The 18,234-nt window shown below is 59.8% G+C and carries 14 protein-coding genes; 10 read left to right on the top strand and 4 right to left on the bottom strand.

Going from position 1 to position 18,234, the window contains the following annotated elements; all coding sequences use genetic code 11:
- The first annotated feature begins 49 nt into the window (after positions 1-49).
- On the top strand, positions 50-1,990 hold the full coding sequence (gene ftsH / locus ACYUCQ_RS06385) for an ATP-dependent zinc metalloprotease FtsH (RefSeq protein ID WP_460253678.1): 1,941 nt from the start codon (positions 50-52) through the stop codon (positions 1,988-1,990).
- A gap of 10 nt (positions 1,991-2,000) precedes the next feature.
- Here the strand turns inward: ftsH and ACYUCQ_RS06380 are convergent, their stop codons facing one another.
- From ACYUCQ_RS06380 to glgB, 3 genes are read right to left on the bottom strand one after another with little or no spacing between them, the layout of a single operon-like run.
- Positions 2,001-4,007, bottom strand: a complete 2,007-nt coding sequence (locus ACYUCQ_RS06380; protein ID WP_460253677.1) for a 4-alpha-glucanotransferase — start codon at positions 4,005-4,007, stop codon at positions 2,001-2,003.
- Positions 4,000-6,108, bottom strand: coding sequence for a glycogen debranching protein GlgX (glgX, locus tag ACYUCQ_RS06375; RefSeq protein ID WP_460253676.1), 2,109 nt, complete (start codon positions 6,106-6,108; stop codon positions 4,000-4,002). Before glgX ends, ACYUCQ_RS06380 begins: the two co-directional genes overlap by 8 nt.
- Positions 6,108-8,267, bottom strand: a complete 2,160-nt coding sequence (gene glgB, locus ACYUCQ_RS06370) for a 1,4-alpha-glucan branching protein GlgB (RefSeq protein WP_460253675.1) — start codon at positions 8,265-8,267, stop codon at positions 6,108-6,110. The genes glgX and glgB overlap by 1 nt, the downstream gene beginning before the upstream one ends.
- Positions 8,268-8,471: 204 nt before the next feature.
- Between glgB and ACYUCQ_RS06365 the strand changes: the two genes are divergently transcribed.
- Together ACYUCQ_RS06365 and ACYUCQ_RS06360 are read left to right on the top strand one after the other, a co-directional pair.
- Positions 8,472-9,353 (top strand): N-formylglutamate amidohydrolase, encoded by an 882-nt coding sequence (locus tag ACYUCQ_RS06365; RefSeq protein ID WP_460253674.1) that lies wholly within the window; start codon positions 8,472-8,474, stop codon positions 9,351-9,353.
- Between the two features lie 224 nt (positions 9,354-9,577).
- Positions 9,578-10,531, top strand: coding sequence for a lysozyme family protein (locus ACYUCQ_RS06360; RefSeq protein WP_460253673.1), 954 nt, complete (start codon positions 9,578-9,580; stop codon positions 10,529-10,531).
- On the opposite strand, the gene ACYUCQ_RS06355 is transcribed toward ACYUCQ_RS06360, so the two are convergent.
- Entirely contained in the window at positions 10,492-11,709 is a 1,218-nt protein-coding gene (locus ACYUCQ_RS06355) for a glycosyltransferase family 87 protein (protein ID WP_460253672.1), read from the bottom strand. The two genes, ACYUCQ_RS06360 and ACYUCQ_RS06355, sit on opposite strands and share 40 nt — an antisense overlap.
- Before the next feature lie 41 nt (positions 11,710-11,750).
- Here ACYUCQ_RS06355 and ACYUCQ_RS06350 point away from each other — a divergent pair, with 41 nt between their 5' ends.
- The 7 genes from ACYUCQ_RS06350 (at position 11,751) to ACYUCQ_RS06320 (ending at position 18,222) form a co-directional block, all read left to right on the top strand.
- Positions 11,751-13,508, top strand: coding sequence for a hypothetical protein (locus tag ACYUCQ_RS06350; RefSeq protein WP_460253671.1), 1,758 nt, complete (start codon positions 11,751-11,753; stop codon positions 13,506-13,508).
- A gap of 41 nt (positions 13,509-13,549) precedes the next feature.
- On the top strand, positions 13,550-13,756 hold the full coding sequence (locus ACYUCQ_RS06345; RefSeq protein WP_460253670.1) for a Flp family type IVb pilin: 207 nt from the start codon (positions 13,550-13,552) through the stop codon (positions 13,754-13,756).
- A 328-nt stretch (positions 13,757-14,084) separates the two neighbouring features.
- Positions 14,085-14,270, top strand: coding sequence for a Flp family type IVb pilin (locus ACYUCQ_RS06340; protein WP_460253669.1), 186 nt, complete (start codon positions 14,085-14,087; stop codon positions 14,268-14,270).
- Positions 14,271-14,608: 338 nt separating this feature from the next.
- The gene (locus ACYUCQ_RS06335) at positions 14,609-15,157 is read left to right on the top strand and encodes an A24 family peptidase (protein WP_460253668.1); all 549 of its coding nucleotides are present in this window, start codon (positions 14,609-14,611) and stop codon (positions 15,155-15,157) included.
- A 1-nt stretch (position 15,158) separates the two neighbouring features.
- Positions 15,159-16,001 carry a Flp pilus assembly protein CpaB gene (gene cpaB / locus ACYUCQ_RS06330; RefSeq protein ID WP_460253667.1) on the top strand — a complete coding sequence of 281 codons (843 nt, stop codon included), beginning with the start codon at positions 15,159-15,161 and terminating at the stop codon, positions 15,999-16,001.
- Positions 16,002-16,513: 512 nt separating this feature from the next.
- On the top strand, positions 16,514-17,809 hold the full coding sequence (locus tag ACYUCQ_RS06325; protein WP_460253666.1) for a type II and III secretion system protein family protein: 1,296 nt from the start codon (positions 16,514-16,516) through the stop codon (positions 17,807-17,809).
- Between the two features lie 8 nt (positions 17,810-17,817).
- Complete coding sequence (locus ACYUCQ_RS06320; RefSeq protein ID WP_460253665.1) at positions 17,818-18,222, top strand: hypothetical protein; 405 nt, start codon at positions 17,818-17,820, stop codon at positions 18,220-18,222.
- The last annotated feature ends 12 nt before the right edge of the window (positions 18,223-18,234 follow it).

Genomic DNA, 18,234 nt, shown 5'->3' with positions numbered 1-18,234 from the left:
CGAGCTGAGTATCCCGCGTGTTGCTCGAGTTTGAACTGGATCAGGTCGAATGAGTAATTTTTGGCGTAACCTGCTGCTCTGGGTCGTGGTGATCCTCAGCGTCGTGTTGCTTTTCAATATGTTCCAACCTCAAGTCGGCAAAAAAGACGCCGGCTCGAAAATCGCCTACTCCACTTTTCTCTCTGAAGTGAACAGCGGCAAGGTCGCCAAAGTCGTGATTCGCGGCCATAACATCGCGGGCACCATGAAGAGTGAAGGCGTCGCACCGGCCAGCAAATTCACCACCTATGCGCCGAGCGACCCGAATTTGGTTCCCTCGCTGATCGCCAAAGGGGTCAGCGTGACCGCCCGGCCCCTGACCGATCCGCAGAATCCGCTGATTAAATATCTGATTTCCTGGTCGCCGCTTCTGATCATGGCGGGCATTTGGTTCTATTTCATGCGCCAAATGCAAGGCGGCGGCGGTCGTGCCATGGGCTTTGGCAAGTCCCGCGCGCGGTTGCTCACCGAAAAACAAGGCCGCGTGACGTTTGATGACGTGGCGGGCATCGATGAAGCCAAAAACGAGCTGCAAGAGATCGTCGAGTTCCTGCGCGACCCGCAGAAATTCCAACGGCTTGGCGGTAAAATTCCAAAAGGCGTGCTGCTCGTCGGCCCGCCCGGCACCGGTAAGACGCTCCTTGCCCGCGCCATTGCCGGCGAAGCCAATGTCCCGTTCTTCACCATCTCCGGCTCGGATTTCGTGGAAATGTTCGTGGGCGTCGGCGCCTCGCGGGTCCGCGATATGTTCGAACAGGGCAAAAAGAACGCGCCTTGCATCATTTTCATCGATGAGATCGACGCTGTGGGTCGGCATCGCGGTGCTGGCCTGGGCGGCGGCAATGATGAACGCGAACAAACCCTCAACCAAATGCTGGTCGAGATGGACGGGTTTGAGAGCAATGAAGGCGTCATTTTGATCGCAGCGACCAACCGGCCTGATGTGCTTGATCCCGCCCTGCTGCGTCCAGGCCGGTTTGACCGCCAGGTGGTCGTGCCGAACCCGGACGTGAATGGCCGTGAGCGCATTATTAAAGTGCATATGCGCAAAGTTCCGCTGGCCTCGGATGTTGACCCGAAAGTGATTGCGCGCGGCACGCCCGGCTTCTCCGGTGCAGACCTCGCCAATTTGGTCAATGAAGCAGCCTTGCTCGCTGCGCGCATGGGGAAGCGCGTGGTGGCGATGGCCGAGTTCGAAAACGCCAAAGACAAGGTAATGATGGGCGCCGAACGCCGCTCGTTGGTGATGAGCGATGATGAAAAGCGCATGACCGCGTTCCACGAAGGCGGCCACGCCATTTGCTCGATTTCGCAACCGCAATGCGATCCGGTGCACAAAGCCACCATCATCCCGCGCGGTCGGGCGCTCGGCTTGGTGATGAGCCTGCCGGAAGGTGATCGTTATTCGATGAGCAAAGCCAAATTGCTTGCCGAATTGGTGAAAGCCATGGGCGGCCGTGCGGCGGAGGAAATCATTTTCGGGCCTGATAACGTCTCCAATGGCGCGTCGGGTGACATCAAGCAGGCGACTGATATCACCCGCCGGATGGTCACCGAATGGGGCATGAGTGACACGCTCGGCATGGTTGCGTATGGCGATAACGGCCAGGATTTGTTCCTTGGCCAATCGATCCAGCAGCATAAAAGCGTCTCTGAAGCGACGGCCCAAGAGATCGATGCCGAAGTGAAGCGCATCATTGGGCACGCCTATAGCGAGGCCAAACGCATCCTGACCGAACGGCTCGATGATTTGCATGCTTTGGCCAATGGCTTGCTGGAATACGAAACCTTGTCTGGCGAAGATATCCGCGCGGTCATTCGCGGCGAGAAGCTGGTCCGCAAAGTGGTGGACGAGCCCGCGCCGGATCAACGCCGTGGCTCGGTTCCGATGTCGCAAAAGCCGGACATGCCGAAATCAGGCGGCCTCGGCCCGCTTCCCGCACCCGGCTAAATAAACCGGCTCAATCCCGTCGGCGCGTCAACGCGTCGGCGGTTATGGGCGTAGGCGGTGTTGGGCGTCGGCGGTGATGGAGCCGGGCGAGCCGGGCGGCGACGTCCTGATCATCAAGCAAAGTCGCCGCCTCGCCGGGTAATACCCGCCGCCAATTCGGGTGCTCATCGATCGTTCCGGGCAAATTCGGTTGCTGATCGAGCGCCAAAGCATCTTCGATCGGCAGGAGCGCTAATTCCGCCTGGGTGCTGCCCAAATGTGCCGCCAACGCATCGGCAATCGCGGTACTCGCTTCAGGCGGGGGCATCGCTCCGCTGGCCGATTCGGAATCCTGCACCACCCACCATAAATGCGCCCGCTGATCCACCCGCGTTGCCCAATCATCGCCAGCCAGCCCGATATGTTCGCGCCATCCAATATCGGTGCCGCGCCACCAGCCCGCGACGGTCGGCACATCATGCGTCGAGGTCGTGCCCGCACTCTCTCGCCGCCACAGCGCCGGGGGCATAAATCCTTCGCCGCGCCGTTCAAACCACAGCACGCTCATGCCCAATAAACCGCGGGCCGCCAATGTTGTTCGAAATCCTTCCGGCACCGTGCCCAAATCCTCGGCCAGCAGGATCGCCCGATTTTGCCATGATTCCAGCACCGTCACCCGCATCATGTCGGCAAACGGCATCGCCAAATAGCAGCCCTCGGTGGGTGCGGCGCCTTCGGGGATCACCCAGAGCCGGGTAAATCCCATCGCATGATCGATCCGCATGCCGCCCGCCGGCGCCATTTGCGCCCGCAGCATCGCGCGAAACCCAGCGAACCCGTCATCGATCAGGCCATTGGGCGCAAAGCTGGTCAGCCCCCAGCCTTGCCCCTCGCGGCTCAACGCATCCGGCGGCGCACCGATGCTCAACCCGTGCAGCATGGCATCGCGCTGGCCCCAGGAATCACTGCCGGACGGGTCGGTGCCCACCGCCAAATCGGTCACCAGCCCAATCGCCATGCCCGCGTCACGCGCCGCTTGCTGCGCCGCCGCCAAGCCCGTCTGCGCCCGATATTGCGCGTATAAATGAAACCGCACCGAACCCGCCAGTCGCCTCGCCGCCTCGGCCACCGCAGGCTCTGCTGGATCACGCAACGCCGAGGGCCAAAGGCGAAAATCGAGCGATCCGCCTTGCGCCACCTGTTCCTCGGTCAGTGCCTCGAACAGCGCGTGGCGGCGCACGCGTTCGGGCGCATCGCGTTCAAATTCAGCAAACCCCGCCGCATCGACCCCCTCGGCAAAGGCCGCCCGCAAGGCCCGATACCCGGCCCGATGCGCTTGCGGCCAATCGATCAAATGCTCAGGCGCGGGTCCGCCACTGGCATCCACATAAAGCGGGTTCAGCGCGATCCGGCTTGATGGCGCATAGGGGCTGAACCGCTCGGGTGCCGCCGCGAATGGGGCGTGTACCGGGCTGATCGCCAACACATCCGCGCCATGCCGCGCCGCGCTGCGGGCCAAATCGGCCAAAGCAACAAAATCGCCCATCCGCGCCCCATCCCGCCTTGCGCTATAAATCTGGACCGAGAGGCCCCACGGCCTTATCGCCCCGGCATCCTGCACGGTGAAGGCCCGCGCGGGCGCTATCGCGAGATCGATCAAACGCTGGCCAAACTCCAACTGATAATCGCCGGGCCGTGACACCGGTGCCAGCGTCACGCTTCCATCATCAGACGCCTCAGCCATGCCCTCGACGACCGAACCGTCAGCCGCGATGATCCGGTAGCGGCCAGCGGTTCCTGGCAGCGTCACGGGCGCGCCAACATCGCCGGTGACCAGCTTGGGGATCGATTGGCGCGCCGCGATCACGAAATCCAAAGCATTGCGGCACTGCGTTTCGCTGGCCGCCGTCAGCCCGATCGCCGCGAGCACGGCGCGCAGCGTATCCTCATGCACGGCATGGGTGACGCCAAACGCATCGCGCCAATGCGTCGCAATCCCCGCCGCATCGGCCAGCAGGTCCAAGGCCGCATCACGCATCTTGCTGCACCGGCACCCATCCGGCCAGCAGGCTGATGCTGCGCGATGGCACACGCAAGGCCGCACCCGGCTCGCGCACCGCGTCACCATCCGAGCCAAATTCGAAACGCCAGCCGCCGTCTATCGCGGGCAGCACAAAATCCCGGTCGGTATCCGAGCCATTCAACAGCACCAACGTTACATCCACGCCATTGCGCGCGGCATCCAGCACCGCCCGGCGCACCATCAAAAGCTGTGCCGCCCCATCGCTCCAGGCATCCGGCGTCAATGCGGCACCGGCCTCATCAAACCAGGCGGTATCGGCAAGCCCGCCATGTTCGGTCGCGCCATGCAAAAATTTGTCGCTCCGCAAACTTATATGCGCGCGCCTGAGTTCGGTAAGGCGGGCGATCATGGCGCGAAAATTCCACGCCGGTGCCACGTCATCCCAGTCGAACCACGAGATCGCATTATCCTGGCAATAGGCATTGTTGTTCCCCGCCTGGCTGCGCCCGATTTCATCGCCCCCCAAAATCATCGGTGTGCCTAAACATAAAAACAAGGTCGCGAGCATCGCCCGCGCCACACGCGACCGCAAAGCCTGCACCGCGATGTCGTCGGTTGCGCCTTCAATCCCCCAATGATGCGATAAATTATCGCTCGCCCCGTCGCGATTATCCTCACCATTGGCCTCGTTATGGCGCTGTTGATAACTGACTAGGTCGCGCAGCGTGAAACCATCATGCACGGTGACCATGTTAATCGACGCCCATGGTTTGCGGGTGCGGTGATCAAATAATTCAGGCGAGCCCATCAACCGCTTGGCCAGCTCTGGCCGTTGCCCGGAATCGCCGCGCCAAAATCGCCGCAGCGTATCGCGGCAATCGGCATTCCATTCGGCAAATCCGGGTGGAAAATTGCCTAGTTGATAGCCGCCCGGTCCCAAATCCCAAGGCTCGGCGATCAGTTTGACCCCGGCCAAGAGCGGATCTTGCCGGATTGCATCGAAAAACCCTGCCCCAGGGTCAAATCCGCCGGTTTCCCGCCCGAGTGCCGTCGCTAAATCAAACCTGAACCCATCCACCCCAAAAGTCTCTACCCAATAGCGCAGACTATCAAGCACCATCTGGATCACGCGTGGATGGCGAAAATCCAGCATATTGCCGCAACCCGTGTCATTCACGCCGAACCGGGCAGTCTCAGCGGATGCCCGGTAATAGCTGGCATTGTCCAACCCGCGCCAGGATAATGTTGGCCCGCGCTCATCGCCCTCGCAGGTATGATTATACACCACATCCAGAATGACCTCGATGCCGCCATCGTGCAACGCGCGCACAGCACCGGCAAATTCCGCGCTCGCCTGACCCGGCTCCACCGCGTAATATGGCTCTGGCGCAAAAAACCCGAGCGTCGAATATCCCCAATATTGGCGTAACCCGCGCTCCACCAGAAATCGGTCTTGGGCAAAGGCCTGCACCGGCAATAATTCGACCGCCGTGATGCCCAGCGCACGCAAATGCGCAATCACCGAGGGTTGGGCCAAGCCGGCAAAGCGCCCGCGCAAGGCAACGGGCACGTCGCTGCGGTTTTTGGTCAGACCGCGCACATGCACCTCATAAAGCACGGTCTCGGCCCAGCCATGCGGCGGCCTCAGCCGTGTTGCGCTGGATGCGAGCAGATTTGGCGCGGTGACCACCGCCTTGGGCATGGCAAAGGCGCTATCACGCCGATCAAACGATAAATCTGCGTGCGGCGATCCGGTGCGATAGCCATAGAGCGCATCTGACCACAGCAACCGCCCAACCAGCGCTTTGGCATACGGGTCCAGCAGTAATTTATGCGGATTGAACCGATGCCCGTCTTCTGGCCGATAAAGCCCATGCGCCCGATAGCCATAAACCAAACCCGGCCCCGCCCCGGGCAGATAGCCGTGATGCACCTCATCGGTGCAGGCTGGCAGGGTAAAGCGGGCCAATTCCCGCTGGCCGCGCGGGTCAAACACACAAAGCTCAATCCGCTCGGCATGGGCCGAAAACACCGCGAAATTAACGCCAATTCCATCCCAGTGCGCGCCGAGCTGGTAAGGCTCTCCCGCGCGCAGTTTGGCGCTGCCAACATCCATCATGCCGGCCCGCGCAGAACCAACAGCGCCAGTGGCGGCACGGTCAGCACCAGCGAAACAGCATGGCCGTGCGCGGGCACCTCCTCGCTCTGCACCGCACCGTAATTGCCCATCCCTGAGCCGCCATAAAATGTCGCGTCACTGTTCAAAACCTCGTGCCATTCGCCCGCCTGCGGCACGCCGAGCCGATAGAAAGGGCGCGGTTCCGGGGTAAAATTCGCGAGCACCACCAGAGTTGGCGCGCCCGCGCATCGCCGCTGCCAAGCAAACACGCTTTGCGCATGATCATCCACGATAATCCAGTGAAATCCCTCATGGGCGAAATCGGTTGCCGATAAAGCGCGTTCACCCCGATAGAGCCGGTTCAAATCGGCCACCAAGCAAGCGATGCCGGCATGCGGTGCCTGCTCGCACTCCCACCAGGAGAGCTGTGAATCATGATTCCACTCGAAACGCTGGCCGAATTCCTGGCCCATGAACAGTAATTTTTTACCCGGCTGCGTCCACATATAGCTTAAATACAGCCGCAGATTGGCAAATTTCTGCCATTCATCGCCCGGCATTTTGCCAAGCAGCGAGCCTTTGCCGTGTACCACCTCATCATGCGAAATCGGCAGCACAAAATGCTCGCTGAACGCATAGGTCAGCCCGAAGGTCATTTTATTATGGTGATAGCGGCGATAAATCGGGTCTTGTGCGATGTAATCGAGCGTATCGTGCATCCAGCCCAAATTCCATTTATGGCTGAACCCAAGCCCGCCATCGCTAACCGCACGCGTCACGCCGGGCCAGGAGGTCGATTCCTCGGCGATCACCGCAACGGTCGGGGCGCGTTCGTGCAGCGTGTCATTCATCAGCCGTAGCAGCGCCACCGCCTCCAAATTTTCCCGCCCGCCATCGGCATTGGCAATCCAGCTTCCCGCCGGGCGCGAATAATCCCGATACAGCATCGAGGCCACGGCATCGACGCGCAACCCATCGATATGAAACCGCTCAACCCAGAACAGCGCATGGGCAATCAGGAAATTGCGCACTTCCCGGCGTGCGAAATTATAAATCAGCGTGTTCCAGTCCGGGTGGAACCCTTCGCGCGGATCGGCGTATTCATAGAGCGCACTGCCATCAAACCGCGCGAGGCCGTGCGCATCGGTGGGAAAATGCCCCGGCACAATGTCCAAAATCACCCCCAGCCCCGCCGCGTGGCAGCGATCGACAAATTGGCCAAACTCGGCCGGCGTGCCGAGTTGCGGCATCGGTGCGAATAATCCGGTCGGCTGGTAGCCCCACGAGCCGCCGAACGGGTGCGCCATCACGGGGAGCAGCTCGATATGGGTAAATCCCGCCTCGCGCACATAAGGGATCAGGGTTTCGGCCAATTCGCGCCACAAATAGGGGCTGCCATCAGGGTGTCGGCGCCAGGACGATGCATGAACCTCGTAAATGCTCATCGGCTGATCGGCTGCGCTGCGGCGGTGCGCGCACCATTCATCATCGCTCCACACCAAAGGGGCTGGGTCCGGCACGATCGAGGCGGTGCGCGGCGGCCCCTCGGTTTGCTGCGCCAGCGGATCGGCCTTGGCGAAAATCGCGCCCTGCGCGGTCAGAATTTCATATTTATACAAATCACCCGGCCCCAATCCGGGGATAAAAATCTCCCAAATCCCCGCCCCCGGATGCAACCGCATCGGATGCCGCCGCCCGTCCCAGCGATTGAATACCCCAATCACCGAAACCCGCGCGGCGTGCGGCGCCCACACCGCAAAATGCACGCCGGCCACCCCCTGCTGTTCGCGATGATGCGCCCCCAGCCGGTCCGCAAGCTGCCAATGCCGCCCTTCCGCGATCAAATGCAGGTCGAGTTCCCCCAAGATCGGCGCAAAACAATACGGATCATCGAGCATCATCTCGGTGTCGCCCCAGCGCACCACCAGCCGATAGCGCGCCCCCTCGGCGATTGCGCCTTGAAAAATCCCGCCCGGGTGAATGCGGTCCATCGGCGTCTCCACGCCATTCGCCGCCAGCAAGGTCACGGCATCAGCCCCGGGCTGGATGGTTCGCACCACCTTGTGCGCACCGGTGCCATGCGGGCCCAATAGCGCAAACGGGTCGCCATGGCGTCCTGCCATCAGCGCCGCCAGAGCCGCCTGATCGGGTAGCATCAGCGCAGGCCGCCTGACGCCGGATTAGGGCGCGCAGTCATTGTTGCGGTCGTCGAGATGGGGATTATCGTCGGTTTCGCTCGGGCAGGGCGCGATACGCGGGTCATCAACAGCGCCTCCGGTTCAACGATGCAACATGCTCAGCATCATATAGCATTGACCGTCGACATTTTCGCGTCAATTTTGCTGTATGGACGGCGATTTATGGAATTAACCCCCGCAGCGGCGCGGCGCACTGAGGCGCCGGGCGCCATTACCCTTGATCAACCCCGCGTGCAGGCAGCACCTTTGATCGTTGCCTCGCCGCATTCGGGCCGCGATTATCCCGCCGAATTTCTGGCCGCGTCCCGCCTCACGCCGTTTTCTCTGCGCAAAACTGAGGATTGCTTCGTCGATGAATTATTCGCCGCAGCCCCCGGCCTGGGCGTTCCACTGCTCGCGGCCAATTTTCCCCGCGCGTTTTGCGATGTGAACCGCGAAGCCTGGGAACTCGACCCGGCCATGTTCGAAGACGCCTTGCCGCCCCATATCAACCGCACCAGCCCACGCGTCGCGGCTGGTTTGGGCACCATCGCCAAGCTGGTGGGTTCCGGCGAGCCGATTTACCGGCAGAAACTCCGCTTTGCCGAGGCGCAAACCCGCATCGCCACCTGTTGGACGCCCTATCATTTGGCCTTGCAAACGCTGATCGAGCGCACCGTGGCGCAATTTGGCGGTTGCCTGCTGATCGATGCGCATTCGATGCCGACCCCGCTGACCCCATCCAGCCGCCCGCCCGACATCGTGCTGGGCGATGCCCATGGCGCCGCCTGCCATCGCGATATCGTCACCCATGTCGAAATTGCGCTCCGCCACGAAGGTTTTCTGGTTCGCCGGAACGATCCCTATGCCGGTGGTTACGTCACCCGCCATTACGGGCGGCCTCGTCATCACGTGCATGTGCTGCAAATTGAAATTGCCCGTGGCCTCTATATGGACGAGACAAGTTTGACGCGGCATATGGGGTTCAACACCATGCAATCTGCAATCACGCGTCTGCTCAGCGGCCTCGTGACGAACACCACTGCTTTGTTGACCATCGGTTAACGGCACGCCCGGAGCGCGGGCAAAAAAAAAGGCGGCACCGAAGTGCCGCCAAGTTTAGGGAGGAAACGTCCAAGAAAGCAAACAAACGACAATGTCGCGTTTGCATAATTCTAAATAGCGAATTCTATTGTGCAGTGCAAGATAAATTTTGCAGCGCAGCATTGCACGAAAATCCCATCATTTTCTCAACTTCAAATTAATTTTCCCCAGCAATAATCCGGGTCATGGTCGCCCGATTGCTCCGCACAGCCCCTTATTATGGCGTTTTCCTCCTGGCCAGCCTGATAGCGCCTCACGCTTGGGCGGGCGGAATAGTGCTGCCCAACGCCCTGTTCCCCCAATTTTCGTGGGCGTCCGCCCCGCCGCTTCCCCTCAAGCCATTCGCCAAGCCGCCCAACAAGCCGCCCACCGCCGCATCGAATGTCGCGCGACAACCCCAACCGCGCACAAGCACCAGCCTTGCCCCCGGTGTTGACCCTTTCGCGGCGTGCGCCGCCGCGATCCAGCAAGCGCAAACCATCACCGGCACCCCTGCCGGGCTGTTGCGTTCGATTGCGATGGTCGAATCCGGTCGCCGTAACCCTGCAACCGGCCAAATCGCGCCTTGGCCCTGGACGATCGATGCGAATGGTGCGGGCCATTTTTACGCCACCGAATCCCAAGCGATTGAAGCGGTCCGTCAGCTCCGCGCGCAAGGCATACAGGCGATTGATGTAGGATGCCTGCAAATCGACCTTGCGGCCCATCCGCACGCATTCGCCACCTTGCATGACGCGTTCGATCCGCTGAGCAATGCGCTGTACGGCGCGCATTTTCTCCTGACGCTCCATACGGATCTGGGTCATTGGGACGCCGCCATTGGCGGGTATCACTCACTCAATCCCAGCCTCGGTGACCCCTATTACCAAAAGGTCGCTGCGGTCTGGCGGCATCATGCCGGTTCAGAATTCCCCGTCGCCGCATCCCCGAAACTCATGTTGGCAGCAGCCAAACCCACTGGGCCGATCCGCCCGATCAAACCAAAACCCAAACCCGGCGCTATTGCGGTGCCGCGCGGTTTCGGCGCGGGCAGCTTTCAGTTCGCGGCACCGCCTTTGCGCGTGATCCAAGCGCCTGCCGGTGGCATGAGCCTCGCCGCCTATCGCGCTCGCCCGGTGCTGATCGCCGGAGCACGATGAATGGGCGCGGGCGAAAACGCTTCCCAACAGCCGAGAATAAACCAGGGTATCCAAGCGAAAACCGGCACGCGAAACGCCAGGGCCAACATCAAACTCCAGCCCGGCGTCGCGATGGCCAGCAGGGCGATCTCGAAACGATCGCGCCGGAGCGATTGCCCCTGGGTCACGATCAGCGCCACCAAGGCCAGCCCGCCGCCTACCGCGTCATAGTCCAACGTGTAGGGCGTCGCGGCTAAACATAAAGCGATCGATGCCATAATCCGTGGCAACCGTGCGGCGGCGTCTATATCGCGCCGCCGCCATAGTTTGACCATGGCCATCGCTGCGGTTCCCGTGACCAAGCACTGCACGCCCCAAGCAGCCCAAGTAGGAAATCCCACCCCCCGCGCGGCGATAAACGCGCTCGACATGTAAGCTTGCCCCGGCGTGGGCTGATAGGCACGCAAGAGTCGGTGCTGCATGACCGGCGCGACATGCGCAAAAAACATCCCCCAAGACCCTGGAAATGCCAAGGCGCTGAGCCCGATCAATCCGAGTGCGACGATGGCCGCCACACCCACCGCCCGCCACCGTGCCGCCGCCATGATGGCCAGAGGCACCAGCAGCCCAAGCTGCGGTTTGATCGTCAGTAATCCGAACGCAAGCCCCGCCCATCCTGGTCGCCGGTCCAGCCACGCAAATCCGGCAATCAGCAAGGCGCCAGTAAAAGCGGCGTTCTGCCCAACCAAAATATTATCCCACAGCACCGGCAGCACGCAGGCCAGCAACCAAGCCGGGCCAAAATCCTGCCGTGGCACCAACAACGCGAGCGCCGCCGCGAGGGCGATTAACCCCAGAATTGTCCACACAATGAAACCGGCGGTCGGCCCAAACAATGCGGCCGGCAGCACCAGCGGGATCATGCTCGGCGGATAGCTCCACATACGTATCCCGCGCACAAAGGGGAATCGATGGTGCAGCCAATGCTGAAACTGGGCCGGATGAAAAATGATCTGCAATTTTCCAGCCCAGGCCAGATGTCCCGCCGACCAGAAATCGCCGAAATCTCGCGCCATTATAGAATGCATCAGCGTCGGCGTGCCATGACCATAGAAGATAGAGCGGGCGATGAGGGCTTCGGGCGTCAACCCGATCACCATCGCGATGATCAGCGCCGCTGCGCGTTTCTGGCTCAGCATTGGCCGGTTGCCTTCGCGCGACCCTTGTGCAAATTCGCGGCATGACCAATCGGCGTTTTTATTTTTTCATTTTCTGCGCCACGGCTCTCCTGGCTATCGCTGCGAGCCCGAACACTATTTTGCAGGTGTTTCACGATCGTCTGGTCGATACCGATAGCTATATGCGCTTGCTGCGCATCGAGCAGGGAATTCGTCGTGGTTATTTGTCGAACCTGGTCTATCGCGATGATTCCGGCAGACCGCTGATCGTCGAATGGTCGCGCTTGGTCGATGCCTTCATTCTTGCCCTGTCGGCCCCGCTGGCGCCTTTTTTGGGCTGGCATCGGGCGCTGTATCTCGGTGGCGTGGCCACGCAGCCGCTGTTCGCCGGCGCCCTGGGTGCCAGCCTGGCCTTTGCGGTCGCGCCGGTTGCCGAGCGCCAATTCCTGTGGGCCGCCCCGGTTGTCGCTGTGTTGCTCCCCGGCATTCGCGGCTTCGAGGCATTCGGAGAAGTGCATTATCATATCATCCTGCTTGCCAGCATTGCCTTTACCCTCGGCTGGTGCCTGCGCGCGCGTGAAGGTGCGGTCCGGCCCATGCTCTATGCCGGTATTTCTGGCGGTTTCGCAATCTGGATCATGCCCGAAACCATGCCATTTATCATGCTTGGCTATGGCACGCTCGGCTTGGTTTGGTTGTCGCGCCCAATCGGTGCGGGCCTCGCATGGTGCGGCGTTGGTTTTTTTGTAACCACCACGCTCGCCACCTTGATCGACCCGCCGCATGGAGGCCCGCTGATCGCGGAAACCGATCGGATCTCAATTATCTATGTCGTCCTGGCCGGCGCAACTGCCCTCGCGCTCGGATGGTTCGCGTGGCTTGATCGCCAGACATATTCGCCGCAGCTTCGTGCCGCTCTGGGCATGATCGGTGCGGCTCTCTGCTTGGCGGGCTGGCTGGCGCTGTTCCCCCGGGTCGCTCTGGGGCCTTTTGGCTTGATTCCCGCCCGCGACATGAAATTATTCTTTGGTCATATGAGCGAAGTTCAGCCGGTGACGGGTTATGTCAATATGGGTAAAATTCTCGGCCCCGGTGCCTTGGCGGCGTGTTACGCCATTTTTGGCGCTTGGCGCCAACGCGCGGTGCTGCTGGCGTCCGCAGCATGGCTGATGCTGAGTGTCGCGATCATATTGTCCGTCGCGCTGACCGCCCGCTTTCTCATTTTCCAGCAAATACCGGCTGGTTTCGCCGCGGCCTTGGTGCCGATTATGTTGACTGACGTTACCCGGCACCTCGCGAACCGTCCCGTTCAGGTCGCGGTGGCGCGCGTCGGCATTTTCGCTCTGTTTATTTTAGGTCCGTATATGCCCGGCGTCGCGCACGCGCTGGCCCACCCGAAACGCCACACAACACATCAGGCGACATGCTCAACGGTTGGCATTGCTCGGTTATTGGCACCTGCCGCTGGCAAAATTGTGCTTACCAGCGTCAATTACGTGCCGCAGCTTCTCTATCGAACCCATATCCTTACGGTCGGGTCACTCTATCAGCACGGCATTGGCGCTTATTTGTGCGCTCGAACCGCGTGGCGCACACCGGTCGGGTCGGTGCCGCCTCCCGCTTTTCGCCGCACCGGCGCAAAATTTGTGTTGTTTTGTAACACGTCGAGCCTGAACTATCTCGGCAAACCAACCCCGGAGGATGCGTTGTGGCCGCGCCTCGCCCAACATCGTCCGCCCCCTTGGTTGCGCCAGATTGGCCGCACCAATCGTCAAGGATTTCGTCTTTATCAGGTAACGGCACCCAAAAAGGCCGGATGATTCTTCTTGCCAAATCGCTCTGAAACCATTACACGAAATTCATGTATAACTTTCTCGGTTACATCCCCCAGTTGAGCCAGTGCGCAGGAAAATTTCTGCGACGAACGGATCGTGGCGTGACGGCGATTGAGTATGCGCTGATTGCCTTATTGATCGCCATTCCCATCGTCGGCGTTCTTTTCGCGGTCGGTGGCCAGCTCAACACGATTTTTTCCCACGTAAATAGTGGGTTCTCTGCAGGGTCCTGATCTGCCCGCGATTTTCCGGGTTTGGAGATCAACGTATAGCGCGGTCATATTTTCAGATTTGACCCCTCTGTGAGCAATCCTCATTTTTTGAAGAAAATTTTAATTTATAAATTTTCGCGATATCAATTCAATCAAACATTGACGTTTGTTCAGGATCATGTATATTAATCTGTATGAACAGTTGATGGTTCATGAAAGTTTAGCAATCTTGATACGCTAAGCGATATTCGGATGGCTAAATTTTTGCGGGCGGTCGCGGTTTGCTAACTCAGTCGCTCGGCGTGCGTGGCCTGACTAAAATCACTCTCTATCCTCGAAAGGAATCGACATGTTGACCAAACTTTGGAACGATAAACGCGGCGTCACCGCGATCGAATACGGCCTCATCGCCGCCCTGATCGCCGTTGCCATCATCGGTATTCTGTCTGCTGTTGGCACCAGCCTGAAAGGCGTATTTAGCTCGGTTAATACCCAGCTGAGCACTGCTGCTGGCGGTGGTGCAGCCGCCGGTTAATTTTTAGGACCTTTTCCCTTGCTCGGTTCTTCGGGCAAGGGAAACGTTTTTCGCGGATCGAGCATTCTGTGCAAGTTAAAATTTATATCACCACGACGTTACGATTTTAGCTGCGGGCGTTTAGCCCGTGCACCATGAGGTTTGTCTAGCCGACCCCTCACAACCAACATGACGGCAAGCTTTCGCCGCACAACCATCCATAAGTCCTGGAATTATCCGCACGGCATCTGCGCGAGATCATCAAAAAAAATCGCGACTCTCACAAAAAACTGTGATAAGTCAGTGATCTGAAAACTCTTGGCGTGTAAACGCCATAGCCTGTCTGGGAGCTTTAATTGGTGGCGACGTTGCTAACGGCATCCTTCCTGGTCGATATGTTGACCCTGATCGTCATCGGCCTGCTTATTTATGCGGCCTTGCATGATTTTGCCGCGCGCACCGTGCCAAACGCCGTTTCGGTGATCATTTTATTCCTCGGCGCCGGCATCCGCGCGATTGAACACAATATGTTGGTTGGTTTTGCTATCGCCTTGGCAAGTTTTGTGTGCCTTCTCCCGCTCTGGTTGCTGGGCGTGGTCGGCGGTGGCGATGTCAAACTCTGGACGGCCCTGGCTTTGGTGCTGCCGCCCACCCTTCCCGACCAAATTGGCTTTATTCTCAGCGTTTTCGTACTTGGCGGATTGCTCGCAATCGTCTACCTGGGATTGCGTATGATCATTCCGCAACCGTCCTTTGTTGGTGTTCGCCAGGGTTCCTTGCCCATCCGGGTCTTGCGTGCCGAGGCGTGGCGTATTTCGCATCGGGGCCCGTTGCCATACGCCATGGCCATTGCCGCCGGCGGCTTTTTGATTCTTGCCGAGCCCATGCTTAACCGCGTCGGAGTGTAAAATGGTTTATCGCTACATTGTCCTCGGCGTCATGGGGCTCGCGGTTATCGCCTTGTTGCTCCTGGGGGTTGATCTGCTGCGCCCGCACCCCAAACCCGTCGCTGCGGCCCAGCCGACCATGCGCGTTTTGGTCGCTGCGGCGGCATTGCCAGCGGGCACCCTGATCCAACCGGGTGAGATCGGCGCGCAACCGGTCGTCAAAAACACTTTACCGAAAGACGCTATTCTCGATACCCCGCAAGGCCGTGCCTCGCTAATCGGCGCCATGGTCCGCCACACCATTGCCCCCGGTTCGCCGATCGACGTCAGCAACGTCATCCGCCCTGGCGATCACGGGTTTCTCGCTGCTGTTTTGAAGCCGGGCATGCGCGCCATCACGATCGGTGTTGACGCTATCAGTGATTCCGCCGGGCTGATTTGGCCCGGTGATCATGTCGATGTTATTCTCACCCAGTCGCTCAACGCGCCGCAACTGCCGGCGGGTCATCAACTGGCGGCGGAGATTGTGCTGTCGGATGTCCAAGTGATCGCCACCGGCCAGCGTATTGTGCAAGGCGGCGTTCAAACGGCCCCAGGGCAACAAAATGTGCAGGCCACCACGGTGACTCTCGAAGTGTCGTCAGTTCAAGCCGAGCATCTTGCAATCGCTGAAAAGCTGGGGCCTCTCTCGCTGCTGGTCCACTCCGCCGAGCCCGGGAAAAAATTAACCGGATCGCAACCTGTCGAGCCTATCTGGGCCAATGCTGTTTCGCCGGCACTCAACGATACCAATCCAAATCAAAACAGGGTGACCACCATGAAAGTGTTCGAGGGTAGTTCTAACGGCCAGGATTTCAAATTCTGATGCGCCCGATAACACTCCTGCGCTCGGTGAGCGCCCTGGCTCTGGTGCTTGCGATCGCACCTCCCGAAACCCTCTCGGTGAGCGTGTCGGCGCCGCCGCCACCCGGTGGCGCGATCCAGGCGGCAAATGGCGCCCCGATTGCCAACGAGCCGCTCTCGGCCCCAGCCCATATCGTGATGGCGCAATATGCGAAGCCGCAAATTGCCCAATATGTTCAACCCATTGCCCCAAATTCGGATTCTGTGGATGGGGTTATCCCCGTCAACAAAATGCCGATTGCGCCGCTCGCCCCCAGCGCCCCACCCGTGCATCTCGCCGCGTCACGGCCGCAACCTTTGTTGCCGCCAGCTTCCCCGTCGGCGTCCGGTCCCGCCTCGGCGTCCGCGCCGGGCGGCTTGCCAAGTGGCTCAGCGGGTGGCTCATCAGCATCGCTCTCGCCGAACTACGTTGCGCCGGATGACGCGGGTTCTGGTGCCACCCTGCATCAAAAGAACGTCAAACCACCGCATCCAGTGATTGGCGGTATCGGTCTCACCACCGGCAATGGTCGTCTGATCACGGTTCCGGCCTCGGTGGCCAATGTCTTCGTCGCTGATCCTAAAATCATCGCGGTACGCCCGGCAAGCCCAAACAAGCTGTTCATTTTTGGTAAATCCGCCGGGCTAACCACCATGGTGGCGACGGATGCTCACGGTAATCTGGTCGCTCATTATCAGGTCAGCGTTACGCCGTCGCCCTATCCGGCGGTTCGGATCAAGTCGGCGGCTCGCCAGGAAGCACCGAACAGCGACGTGCATATCACCACTGAAAAAGCTGGCGTGGTCGTGTCCGGTAACGTGAACACCCCTGCGGAAGACTATGAGATTATGAAGCATGCCCAATTGGTAGCGGGCAAAAAAGGCAAGGTGCTGAACCTTACTACTGTCTCAGAGCCGCAACAGGTGATGGTAAAGGTGCGGATCGCCTCAATGTCACGCACCATCACCCAGCAGCTCGGTATTAACTGGCAGAGCCTGGGAAGCGGTGTTGCAATTGGCAAGTTTCTGTTTGGTTTCTCGACGGTCGGCAATCTGATCAGTTCAACGGCAGGTGCGGCGCAAACCGCAGGCGCCTATAATCTGGCATTTCCGTCCAGCACGGTGCCGATCGATGCCGTATTGAATGCGCTAAACACCGATAACTTGGCCCACATCCTGGCCGAACCAACGCTGACAGCGCTGTCCGGTCAAACCGCAAGCTTTATCGATGGTGGCTCGTTCCCGGTGCCTGTTCCGGGGCAAAACGGCCAAATCTCCGTGCAATATCAAAATTACGGGGTGCAGCTATCGTTCAAACCGGTGGTTTTGAATAATGGCAGCATTGCGCTCACGGTTAATCCAACGGTCAGCTCGCCCAGCACCCAAAATGCATTTCAGATCGCGGTCGCGGGCGAGTCATTGGTCGTTCCCTCGCTTATCGAGCAGTCCGCTTCGACCACGGTTGTGTTGGGGAGTGGGCAAACCTTCGCGATTGCTGGCTTGCTTTATAATACTAGCAACCAAACCGACACATCAGTGCCCGGACTTGGCCAAGTTCCGGTGATCGGCGGCGCGTTCCGTGCTGATAATTACAGTCGCCAGCAGGAAGAATTGGTCATTCTGGTCACGCCTTACGTTGTCAAGCCGGTGAATAATCCGGGAGAACTCGCGACGCCGAATGACGGGTTTCGCAATCCGAACCAATTGCAACGCTTCTTGCTCTTGCAAAATAACGGTTCGACGGCTGTTCACGCGACGATTCCCGGTCAAGCAGGGTTCATGGTGCGATGAAATCCAAGATGAAATTTTCCGTCCCGTTTCGCTTGGTGCTGGTCGTCCCGGCCTTGTTAGGCACGACCCTGGCCTTGGCGGGCTGCTCGCAGTTTGATCCGTATCAACGCACGGGCACTTGGCATGAAAATAACGCCATCAACCACAATATCGCGGTTGAGCTGCAAAATCCGTCAGACATGATCCACGGCCAAAGCAGCCCAGTCCTCACCGGCTCGATTGCCAGTGGCGCGATCTCGGGAGTCGAGAAAGACTCAGGCTTCAGTGGTACCGGTGGCGCCGGTGGTGCTGCTGCTGGAGGCGGTGCTGCTGCTGGTGGTGCAGGCGGCGGTGCCGGTGGTGGTGCCGGTGGTGGTGCTGGCGGCGGGATGGGTGGTGGCGGTGCGGCTGGCGGCGGCGGCGCGGGCTATTAATTGTTTTCGGTC

The sequence above is a fragment of the Acidiphilium sp. MT5 genome (genome assembly GCF_054767495.1).
Note: the sequence above shows the minus strand (reverse complement) of the source record. Positions and strands in the feature narration are given on the sequence as shown.